Origin of the sequence: Solidesulfovibrio aerotolerans, assembly GCF_009856865.1 — a bacterium.
Taxonomy (GTDB): Bacteria; Desulfobacterota; Desulfovibrionia; order Desulfovibrionales; family Desulfovibrionaceae; genus Solidesulfovibrio; species Solidesulfovibrio aerotolerans.
In genome coordinates this window covers 74,775-86,275 of the sequence record NZ_WVUD01000016.1, presented here as the reverse complement: position 1 = coordinate 86,275, position 11,501 = coordinate 74,775, and the positions used below count along the sequence as shown (strand labels likewise).

The 11,501-nt window shown below is 61.0% G+C and carries 6 protein-coding genes; 5 read left to right on the top strand and 1 reads right to left on the bottom strand.

Translation table 11 applies throughout. The features are described 5' to 3' along the window. Nucleotides 1-66 precede the first annotated feature (66 nt). The gene (locus GTA51_RS10635; protein ID WP_246198084.1) at nt 67-480 is read left to right on the top strand and encodes a Ros/MucR family transcriptional regulator; all 414 of its coding nucleotides are present in this window, start codon (nt 67-69) and stop codon (nt 478-480) included. Nucleotides 481-609: 129 nt separating this feature from the next. Here the strand turns inward: GTA51_RS10635 and GTA51_RS10630 are convergent, their stop codons facing one another. Then, entirely contained in the window at nt 610-2,472 is a 1,863-nt protein-coding gene (locus GTA51_RS10630) for a polysaccharide biosynthesis protein (RefSeq protein ID WP_160960948.1), read from the bottom strand. A gap of 860 nt (nt 2,473-3,332) precedes the next feature. Between GTA51_RS10630 and GTA51_RS10625 the strand changes: the two genes are divergently transcribed. The 4 genes from GTA51_RS10625 to GTA51_RS10610 all read left to right on the top strand — a co-directional run bounded on the left by GTA51_RS10625 (nt 3,333) and on the right by GTA51_RS10610 (nt 11,377). Next, nucleotides 3,333-6,071 carry a glycosyltransferase gene (locus GTA51_RS10625; RefSeq protein ID WP_160960947.1) on the top strand — a complete coding sequence of 913 codons (2,739 nt, stop codon included), beginning with the start codon at nt 3,333-3,335 and terminating at the stop codon, nt 6,069-6,071. Nucleotides 6,072-6,323: 252 nt separating this feature from the next. Beyond that, nucleotides 6,324-8,129 (top strand): ABC transporter ATP-binding protein, encoded by a 1,806-nt coding sequence (locus tag GTA51_RS10620; protein ID WP_160960945.1) that lies wholly within the window; start codon nt 6,324-6,326, stop codon nt 8,127-8,129. A gap of 129 nt (nt 8,130-8,258) precedes the next feature. Then, nucleotides 8,259-9,443, top strand: coding sequence for a glycosyltransferase family 1 protein (locus GTA51_RS10615; RefSeq protein WP_160960944.1), 1,185 nt, complete (start codon nt 8,259-8,261; stop codon nt 9,441-9,443). 35 nt (nt 9,444-9,478) lie between these two features. Beyond that, entirely contained in the window at nt 9,479-11,377 is a 1,899-nt protein-coding gene (locus GTA51_RS10610; protein ID WP_160960942.1) for a hypothetical protein, read from the top strand. Nucleotides 11,378-11,501: the final 124 nt, after the last annotated feature.

Here is an 11,501-nt window from a genome sequence, read left to right as displayed (position 1 = left end):
TTGAACTTGATGTCATGGCAATTTATGCCATTTTTTCAAAATTGATCGCCTAAGTGGAAAGGCATCATGAGCTTGCACCAGTTGTCGCTTTCAGGCGTCAAGCCTTTTCTTAGCCGGACAGTAATGGTTCGCAATATGAACGAGGACGAGATTACCTCCATGGTGCGTCGGCTGGCAGAGGACATTCGCAGTATCGTCGCCGCCGGATCAGCCGTCACCCCTGCAGAGGAACCGGTTGCCGGGCCGGCCGTGGACCCCAAAAAGGCCGTGCGGGAGCGCAGCATCATCTGCCTCGAGTCAGGAAAGGCATTTAAGATTCTCACGAAAAAGCATCTTTCCAAGTTCGGCCTGACTCCTGAGACGTACCGCGAGAAGTGGGGCTACCCCAAAAAGATGCCGCTGGTGTGTAAAGAGCTGCAGCGCGAGCGCCGCAAGAAAATGAAGGAAATGAAGCTCTGGGAAAAGCGCATTAAAAAATAGCGCGCCCGGTGCTGGTCAAAAAAGCCCGGACAGATTGACCTGTCCGGGCTTTTTTCTGGTGCAAACCGTACATGACTGAACGCCGCAGCCTTGGAGATGGCAACCGGATATGATTTGCCACAGAACCCACTATAAGACACATTCCGTGGTGTCCTGGGGCATATATTCGGGGACAATCTCCTGTATCAAACGTTTGATGCCGCAAGCGTCATGCCGGTCCGCCACCTGCTGCAGTGCGACAATTTTCTCCAGGAGCTCCTCGCGAAAGGCACGGCGCTCTTCAGGCGATGTTCCGCCAATGTCCGTACGCAACTTCATCAGCTGATTGTGGGGGGTGGGGATGACGTTTTCCCCGGCAGTGATGAGTTCTTCGTAAAGCTTCTCACCAGGGCGCAATCCCGTGAAGAGGATAGGGACGTCCTGTTCTGGAACCTTGCCGCAAAGACGTATAAGATCATTGGCGATATCGCTGATGCGCACGGATTGGCCCATCTTTATCAGAAAAGTATCTCCACCCACCCCAATACCGCCGGCCTGGAGAATCAGTTGGGCTGCTTCACCTATGGTCATGAAATACCGGGTTATTTCGGGATGCGTCACGGTAATCGGCTTTCCGGCCTGTATCTGTTTGAGGAAGAAAGGGATCACGGAACCGCTTGAGCCAATGACGTTGCCAAAACGCACGGCCATGCAGCGCATGGAGGAATCCATGTGGGCACGAAGCAGCAACTCCGTTATCCGTTTGGATGCTCCCATGACATTCGTCGGACGGACGGCTTTGTCTGTAGAGACAAGAACAAATGTCCCAACTTTGTATTCCAGTGAAACCTCGATCAGATTCTGGCTGGCCTGGATATTGTTGTAGACGGCTTCCCAGGGATTCACTTCCAGCAAAGGAACATGCTTGTAAGCGGCGGCATGAAAAACAACTTCCGGCCGATATCTTTCAAAAATATCGCGCAACAGGACGATGTCCGTCAGATTGGCCAGAAGCGGCACGCCTTGGGAGAAGTTGTGAAATGTTTTCAGCTCTGTTGAAATATTGAACAGGTTGAATTCGCCGGAATCAAGCAAAAGGATGCAACGCGGCTTGAATGCCAGTATCTTGCGGCACAGTTCCGAGCCGATGGAGCCGCCGCACCCCGTGACCAGGACGATTTTATCGGTCAGATATTCTTTGATGGGGTCAAAAACCAAGGTGACGGGCTCCCGTCCAAGGAGATCCTCGTAGCGGACTTCGCGCAACGCCGTCAGGCCGAAGTCCTCGTGGATTATCTCGTTGACGCTCGGCAGCGTCTTGTACTTGACGCCGCTGGCCTCACACAGTTCCACGATACGGCGCATGGCCTCGCCCTTGGCCGAGGGTATGCAGATAAAGATCTCGTCCGGGAAAAAACGGTTGACCGTTTCGTGCAGGGCGCTGATGGGACCAACGATCTGTACACCGTGCAGCGTGCGGCCGGTCTTTCGGGGATCATCGTCTAAGATGGCCACGGCAACGTCGCCGGCTGTTTTATGAAGCTCCCGCAGGATCAGTTCCCCGGCAGAGCCTGCGCCGAGAATGAGGATGCGGCGTTTCTGCCGTCCCGGCTGGAAGTGGCGGCGCGCGCTCTCCGCCTTGCAGCCTTTGCGCTCGAAGTACAAACGCACGCCGACCCGCAGTCCGCTGGTGAACAGCACGGCGAGCAGGGCATCCATGACCAGAATGCCGCGCGAAAAAACGCCGTCCCAGAAATACCCCAGAAAGGCCAGATTGACCATAAACGCGAAGGTGATGGCCGCGCAGAGTCGCAGCACCGCCCGGATCGAGGTGTAGCGCCACATGCTCGCGTAGACATGGAAAAAAAGAAACGACAGTATTTGGGGGACAAGCACCACGGGCAGATAGGCGAGATGAACCCGGATATCGGCGCCAAAGATCGCAAACTCGAACCGCAACAGCAACGCCAGGACAAAGGCGGCGATGCAACAGGTCAAATCACCCAAGACCATGACCAGGACTTTCCAGTCTCGGTACCAGCCAAAGCGTATAGCGCTATTCGTGTTCTTCATTGACGAGCAATTTTCGCATCGGCCTGGAGCCAAGCGGCCGGAGTCAGGACAGGTTTTGGTTTCTCAAACATGCGTCGTCATCCAATACTCATGAGGAATTAATCCGCAATAAGGCCCACAGCCCTGGATGGGCCAGGACGACGGGGTTCAATTTGTGCCTGCAAGGCCATCGCCTGCTCCGAGACCCGTGTGCGTCAAAAAAAAGATCAGTCGCGGGGCCGGGGCCATCTGCACCATGCGGCTTTTGGGAAGGGGCCGTCCATCGAGAACAGAGGAGGGGCCATACCACGATGCCTTTTGGAAGATACCAAAGGCATTATTTACACCATAGCGCACCGCAGGGCAACCGGAGAGTGATACGTATAGCGCGATCACACGCTGACCGTATCTCGACGCGCGCAATCTGGTCGATCAAGCAGTTTGTCCGTGATGCGGGGCGGTCACGGGAGATTTTTAGGGTTTTTAGTTGTTTTTACAATATATTATGAAATGAAAACTACGCCTGGTTACGCTTTCGTAATCAACAGGGCAGTTTTCGTAACCAGCCGCCGCTTTGGCCGACCGCCAAACCCGCCAGCCCGCCTGCTGCCTGCTTCCCCTGTTGTGGCACGATACATGCTATAAGAGGCCCGCGAGCAGACGGCCGCCCGGCCGAAAAATCCTGGAAATAATATTGAATTCCGGGTGGTTGTTGAGCCTGCCGCCTGAGTTTGAAAAGTACGTCGCCGCAACCGGCAACCGGAACGGCAGACCGATAACAGTGGGCGAGGGTTCGCCCAACCGTAAGGAGAAGGGGAGCTATGTTCCAGATCGAAGAAGGACTTGCCGGCGTCACAACCTTCCCGCGCATCCGCGCCAGGGGACGCTATCTGTTTGCCGGTGAAGACAAATTCTTCATCAAGGGCGTTACCTATGGGCCGTTCCCGGAAAACTCCCGGGGCGAACCCCTGCCCGAAGACGAGACCGTGGCCCATGACTTTGAACTCATGCGCCGCGCCGGCATCAATTCCATCCGCGTGTATTACGTGCCGCCGCGCCATTTCCTGGACATCGCCGCCCGGTTCGGCATCCGGGTCATGATCGGTGTGCCCTGGCCCCAGCATCTGTGCTTTCTCGATCAGTGGGAAGTCAAGGAAGACATCAAAAAGACCATGCGCGAGTCGGTTGCCTCGCTGGCCGGCCACCCGGCCATCCTGGCCTGGTTGATCGGCAACGAGATCCCCAGCCACATCGTGCGCTGGCATGGCGCGGGCAAGATCGAGACCTTCCTGGAAAAGCTCGCCTCCATCGTGCGCGAGGAAGATCCGCAGGGACTGGTGACCTACGCCAACTATCCCTCCACCGAATATCTGCGCCTGCCGTTCTTGGATTTCCTGTCCTTTAACGTGTACCTGCACGACGAGAAGGCCTTTCGCTCCTACGTCAAGCGCCTGCAAAACGTGGCCGGCGAACTGCCGCTGGTCTTGTCCGAATTCGGTATGGACTCCATCCGAAACGACGAGGAGCACGTGGCCGAGACCTTGTCCTGGCAGTTGCGCGCCTCCTTTGAACTCGGCGTCTCCGGCACCATGGTCTTTGCCTGGACGGATGAGTGGTTCACCGGCGGCCATCTGGTCGAGGACTGGAAGTTCGGCATCGTGTCTGATGTGCGCAAGCAAAAGCCGGCCTACAAGGCCGTGGCCGACGTCTATCGCCAGAAGCTGCCGCATCTGCCGGCCGACGCGCCGTTTATTTCGGTGGTGGTGTGCGCCTACAACGCCGACTCCACCATGGACGGTTGCCTGGCTTCCTTTGCCAAGGTGGACTACCCCCATTTTGAAGTCATCGTGGTGGACGACGGCTCCACCGATGCCACCGGCGAAATCGTTGACCGCCACGCTGCGGCCGCGCCCTATATCCACGTTATCCACCAGCCCAACCTCGGCCTGTCCGCCGCCCGCAACGTCGGCATGAACGCCGCGCGCGGCACCATCGTGGCCTACACCGACTCGGACTGCTACGTGGACCCGCATTGGCTGCACTACATGGCCTGGGCCTTTACCGACGACCGCTTCGTGGCTGTGGGCGGCCCCAACCTGCCCCCGCCGGATGACAACCGCACCGCCGCCTGCGTGGCCGTCTCCCCGGGCGCGCCCACCCATGTGCTGTTAACCGACGAGATCGCCGAGCATATCCCGGGCTGCAACATGGCCTATCGCAAGGACTATCTGGCCGAGATCGGCGGTTTCGACGCCACCTACCGGGCGGCCGGCGACGATGTGGACGTGTGCTGGCGTCTCCAGGACAAGGGCTATATCATCGGCTTCTCCGCCGCCATGTTCGTGTGGCACCACCGCCGTTGCACCGTCTCGGCCTATTTGAAGCAACAGAAAGGCTACGGCCGGGCCGAAGCGCTCCTTATTCCCAAGCACAAGTTCCGCTTTAATATGCTGGGCAACTCCCGCTGGGCCGGCCGTATCTACGGCGACATCTCCGGCGCGCTCCTGGCTGCCCGCCCCATTGTCTACCACGGTGCCTTCGGCATGGGCCTGTTCCAGACGCTGTATGAACCCAAGGGCAGTCTGGCCGCCTATCTGCCCCTGTCCATGGAATGGATGATGCTCGCCGTGGCTCTTGTGCTGGCCACGCCGTTTTCCTTCGTGGCCGGCGCTATCGGGCTGACCATGGTTGCCGCCACCCTGGCCTTTGTCGGCTACCGGGTGAGCAAGGCCCGTCTGCCCAAGCATCACGACACCCTGGCCTCGCGCCTGACCATCGCCGCCCTGACCCTGGCCCAGCCGGTGCTGCGCGGCTGGACCCGCTACGCCACGCTCATGACCCTCAAGCGCAACCTCGGTGTCAACGTCTGCCCGCTGCCCCTGGCCGACACCGCCGGCTGCGACGAGTCCAGCCTGCCGTCCATCGGCATCTTCCGCCGCCTGACCGGCACGGCCGGCATCCTGGCCCATCGCCTGTCCTTTCACCGCTTCTTCTGGAACAACAAGGGCCTGGAGCGCGACGAACTGCTTGGCTCCATCATTGGCCTGCTGCGTACGCTCGGCGTCTCCTACGCCCTGGATTCCGGCTTCTCCGCCTCCTCCAACACCCCCCCCTGGGATATGTCCGTGCGCACCTCGCGCTTGACCACGGCCCGGTTGCGGGTAACGGTTGAAAACCACGGCGGCGAAAAACGGTTTGTGCGCATGGCCGGCTCGGTGCTGCCGTCCGCCCTGGCCGGTACGACGCTTGTCGGCCTGATCATCGCCGGCGCGTCCCTGGCCCTGCTGCATCCCATGGCCGCCATCGCTGCCGGGGCCGCCGCTCTGGGGCTGATCGGCTGGATGAGCCTTGGCCTCTACCGCGCCGCCGCCCTGGTCGCCACCATCACCCAGTACGTCATGGTGACCCGCCCGGGCTGCTCGGCCGGCGAACCCAAGGACGAGCGCGTGGTCAAGGTGGTGCGTCCCCAGACCGCCGCTGCCGAGACTGACGACAGCGCCGCCGCCATCCCGGCTGCCGCCCTGGAAAAAGCGCCCGAGGCCGAAACCGCCGCTGCCTAAGGTATCGACACAGCGCCGCCCCCGGTCGTTGCCTGGCACTGCGTGCCCGGCGGCCGGGGGCGGCCTGCGTGCTGGCACCGGGCCGCTGACCTCGCCCGGGCCGGGCCGGATGGCCGGATTTGCGTGACTTTTCCCGTCGCCTCCTGGCCAGCCGGAGAGCGTCGGCACGACGACATTTCTCCGACGGGCCGGCCGGGCAGGGTTTATCTCCTCCCGACGCCCAAGGCAGCGCCTCTGCCAAGGATTGACGCCATGAGTATGTTTCGGACCCTGCTTGGCTATCTGCGGCCGTATCGCCATCTGTTTTTTCTGGGCCTGGGGCTGGTCGGACTGGCCAGCACCATGGAACTGCTCAAACCCTGGCCGCTCAAACTGGCCGTGGACCAGATCATCGGCCAAAAGCCGTTGGACGTGTTCGGCTGGACCCCGGATCTGGCCGTGTGGACCGTGGGCACGCAGTTGGCCTGCGTGGTGGGGCTGCTCGTCGGGGTGCACTTCCTGGTCGGTTTCGTCCAGTTGTGCAACAACTACCTGACCATCCGCATGGGCCAGGACATGGTCCAGGATCTGCGCTGCGACCTGTTTGACCACTTGCAGCGCCAATCGTTGCTGTTTCACCAGAAATGGCCCACCGGCGATCTTATCTATCGCATCATGGGCGACACCTACGCCGTGCAGACCTTGCTCATGAACGGTGTTTTCACCACGCTCACCAGCTCGGCCCTGCTGATCGGCATGTTGGTCGTGTGCATGCGCATGGACGCGGAACTGACGCTCTATTCCCTGTGCGTCATTCCGTTTCTCTTTCTGGCTATTTCCCGCGTGTCGCGAAAGATCGGTGATCTGACCACCGAGACGCACATGCAGGAGTCGCAGGTCTACACCACGGTGGAGCGCATCTTTTCCTCCATCACCCTGGTGCAGGCCTTTGGCCGCGAAGACGAGGAGCGCCAGAAGTTCGTTACCGAATCCCAGCATTCCTTTGACCGCAAGCTGTCCCTCTACGCCTTGCAAACCGTCTACGGCTGGCTGGTGTCGGGCATTACGGCCACGGGCACGGCCCTGGTGCTCTATATCGGCGTGCGCCATGTTTTGGACGGCCTGCTTTCCACCGGCGAACTGCTGGTCTTTATCGCCTATCTGGCTTCGCTCTATACGCCGCTTAATAGCTTAAGCGACACCGTGGCCGGCATCCGCGCCTCGCTGGCCCGGGCGCGCCGGGTCATGGACGTGCTGGCTGTCAACGAGGCCGTGCCTGAAAAGCCCGATGCGCCCAAGCTGGCCGTGGGCCAGGGCGAAGTGCGCTTCACCGGCGTCAGCTTCGGGTATACGCCGGAGAAAATGGTCTTAAATGATGTGGATTTCACCTGTCCCGGCGGGTCCACCGTGGCCATCGTCGGCCAGACCGGGGCCGGCAAGACTTCGCTGGTCAGCCTCTTGCTGCGCTTTTACGATCCCCAAAAAGGGGCCATCAGCATCGACGGCCAGGATTTGCGTGACGTGACCCTGCGCAGCCTGCGCGACAACATCGCCATAGTGCTGCAGGACACCCAGCTTTTCCCCATGAGCGTTCACGACAACATCGCCTACGGCAAACGCCAGGCCAGCCGCGAAGAGGTCGTCCAGGCCGCCACCCTGGCCAATGCCCACGACTTTATCGTCGGCCTGCCAAACGGCTACGACACCATTCTCGGCGAAAAGGGTGCCAACCTCTCGGGCGGCCAGCGCCAGCGGCTCTCCATTGCCCGGGCGCTGTTAAAAGACGCGCCGCTTTTGATCCTCGATGAGCCGACCTCGGCCCTGGACGCCGAAACCGAGGCGCTCATTATGGAAGGCCTGGAGCGGCTCATGCAAAACCGCACCACCTTTGTCATCGCCCACCGCCTGTCCATGATGCGCCGGGCCGACATGATTCTGGTCATCAAAAACCAGCGCATCCACGAGATGGGCGCTTACGATGAACTCATGGCCCGAAACGGCGAGTTCGCCCGCCTGCACGCCATCCAGATGGGCAAAGGCCGGCCGGAAAAGCACCCGCCCGCGCCGCTGGTGGCCTAGGGCGTGCAAGAGAAGAGATGAGAAGAGAAAAGAAAAGAGGCCTCCGGCGGCCGGGGGGATGATCCCCCCGGACCCCCCGACTGGAGAATTTTTTTTAGCGAGCATGGGCGCGACGCCCTGGGCAGGAACATGAAAAAACGCACCATCATCGTCTCCGGGCTGGCCGCTACCTATCCGCTGGGCGGCGTGGCCTGGGATTATATCCAATACCTCCACGGCTTTTACCGGCTCGGCCACGACGTCTACTACCTCGAAGACACCGGCGGCTGGGCCTACGATCCGTTCAACGTCACCTTTGTTGATGACCTGACCTATCACACCAAATACCTGGGCGATTTCCTGCAGCGGCTGCATCCGGGCATGGAGAAGCGCTTTTGCGTTATCGGTCCCGACGAACGCCACTGGGGCATGTCGGCCGAGGAACTGGCGGCCGTCGTGAACCGGGCCGATGTGTTTTTTAATATCTCCACCACCTGCCAGTTGCGCGACGCCTACGCAAAAATTCCGGTCAAGGTGCTCATCGACTCCGATCCGCTCTACACCCAGTCGAGCTTCCCGAGCTATTTGGCCGGTACGGCCACCGAGGAGGAGAAGCGCAACATCGCCAACATGCTGCGCCACGACGTGTTTTTTTCCTTTGGCGAAAACGTGGGCCGGGATTTTTGCGCCGTGCCCAAGGGCGTCATCGATTGGCTGCCCACCCGCCAGCCCATCGTGCTGGAGAGCTGGGCCGGGGCAGCGCCCAAACCCGGCCGCGACGCCTTTACCACCGTGCTGTCCTGGCAGCCGGCCCAGAAAGGCCCGCTGGTGGCCGGGGTGCAGTACGGCGGCAAGAACCTGGAATTTGAAAAGATGCTCGATCTGCCCCAAAAGACCGAAGCCGTGCTGGAATTGGCCCTTGGCGGCGGCAAGCCCCCGCGCGAACTGTTGGAGGAAAAGGGCTGGAAACTGCGCGACGGGTTCTCCATGTCGCAAACGCCCTGGGTCTATCGCGACTACATCTGGGACAGCCTGGCGGAATTTTCCACGGCCAAAAACGCCTATGTGGCCACGACGAGCGGCTGGTTTTCCTGCCGCACCGCCTGCTATCTGGCCTCGGGCCGGCCGGCCGTGGTCCAGGACACGGGTTATTCCCGCTTCATGGAAGTGGGGGAGGGCGTCGTCGCTTTCACGAGTGAAGCCGAGGCCCTGGCCGGCATCGAAGCCGTGCGCGCCGATTGGGACCGCCACAGCGCCGCTGCCCGCACCTTTGCCGCGCGCTATTTCGATTCCGACATGGTCTTGGCCAAGCTGCTGGCCGACGCCTTGGCCTGATCTGTCGCAACTCCGAACCACCGCACACGTACTCCATGCGCATACGCTTTCGATTTCTGCTCCCGTTCCTCCTGGGCCTGACCCTGGTGACGTCGGCTGTAGCCGCGCCCTTCGGCACGTTGCGCGAGGGCGGCGTCTGGTGGCTGACCCTGCCCGGCGGGCCGCGTTTTTTCTCCGTCGGTGCCGATACCGTCAACGGCGGCGATAAAATGACCCGGGACCGGGGCTACTATTTCGAGAATACCTATCCCACCGAGGCCGCCTGGGCTGCCGATACCCAGGAGCGCCTCTACGCCTGGGGCTTTAATACCCGGGGCGGCTGGTCCGATCCCACCACGGCCATGACGCTGCCGCTCGTCCCGGAGATTGATCTGGGCCGCAACGCGCGGCTGCACTGGTTTGATCCCTTTGCCCCGGACGCCCTGGAGAAAACCATCGCCAAGGCGCGGGAAGTGACCGCCCCTTACCGCGATAATCCCGCCGTCATCGGCTATTTTACCGATAACGAAGTGGGCTGGTGGAACGCGCCGCTTTTCAAATGGTATCTGGGCAACGAATGGGCCATCTACGCCAAACGCCACGTCTGGCGCATGGTGTATGACCATTATGGCGGCAAATGGGACCGGCTGCTGGCCGATTTTGTGCCGGCCCCGGGTTTTGATTCCTTTGAAGACCTGAAAAAAGGCCGGTCGGAACTCAAACTGCGCCCCGGCGGCCGGGGCATCCTCCTTATCAACAAGGTCACGGCCGCCTGCGCCGGGCGTTACTACGAGTTGGTCTACAAGGCCCTGCGCGCCGTGGACCCCACGCGGCTGGTCATGGGCGACCGGTTGCCGCTGTATTACAACCAGGACGCTGTCCTGGCCTCGCGCGGCTTTCTCGATGTCCTGTCCACCAACTACAACGTGGACACCCCCGACGGCTGGGTGGCCCCGTACTATTTCGAGGGGCTGGGCAGGCTCACCGATACGCCGGTGCTCATCTCGGAATTTTTCTTTGCGGCCGATGAAAACCGCTCCGGCAACGTCAATAACGGCCATCTCATGCATGTCGCGACCCAGGCCGAACGGGCGGCCGGAGCCTCGGCCGCGGTGCGCCATTTCGCCGCCTTCCCCAATATCGCCGGCATCCATTGGTTCCAATACTACGACGAACCCCACGGCGGGCGCGGCGACGGCGAGGATTTTAACATGGGCCTCGTCGACGTTCACAACGTCCCTTACGAGCAACTGCTGGCCGCCATGGTCCCGGCCAACCGGGAAGCTCCGGCCATCCATGCGGCCAGCGCCAAGCCCCCGGTCCCCCAGCCCGAGGTCATCGCCATCCCTGCGGCGGCGAAACCCGTTTCCGTCACGGACGGGGGCTTGGCCGACTGGCCGGACAAGGCCGGCACGCGGCTGCCCTGGCTGCGCGTCCCGGCTCCCCATGTGCCCTTTGGCGACGTGCATATGAGTTGGAGCCCGCAGGGCCTCAATCTCTTTCATCTGGCCCAGAATTATGCCGATCTCTTTTTGCTGGCCTATGACGGCGAGTTTCCCATAACAGAAACCTATCAGCTGCAGTTTGAAGTGGATGCCGGGGCAGGGCTGCGTCGGTTCGCCGCCTGCCTGCTGCCCCGGCCGCATAGCAAATACCCGGGGCGCTTTGAACTGGTCCCCCGGCTTTTTCGCATCGAAGACGACGGCCGGCTCACGCCCATTGAAGACGGCGGCCTCGTGCAGGTGCTCGACAAGCCCCTGCCGCATATCGCCATGGAGATGCGGCTCCCGGCCGCCTTGCTCGGCGTCAAGGCGCTCACGCCCGGCCAGGGCCTGACCCTGCGCCTTCGCGCCACGACGTTTTATCGGGAAATGACCATGACCCTGGGGGGCGTTCCCCAGGGACGCGGCACAGTGAAAACGGACCGCCCGGTCAAAGCGATTCTCTCGGACTAGTCGCGTTCACACAAAAAAACAGGTATGTTTTTTTGTGAATAAAAATATTAAATTCATAGTGTTGATCCTCGGCAAAGCATAACGGAACTTACCGTACGCGACACACGTAACCCAAGGAAGAACG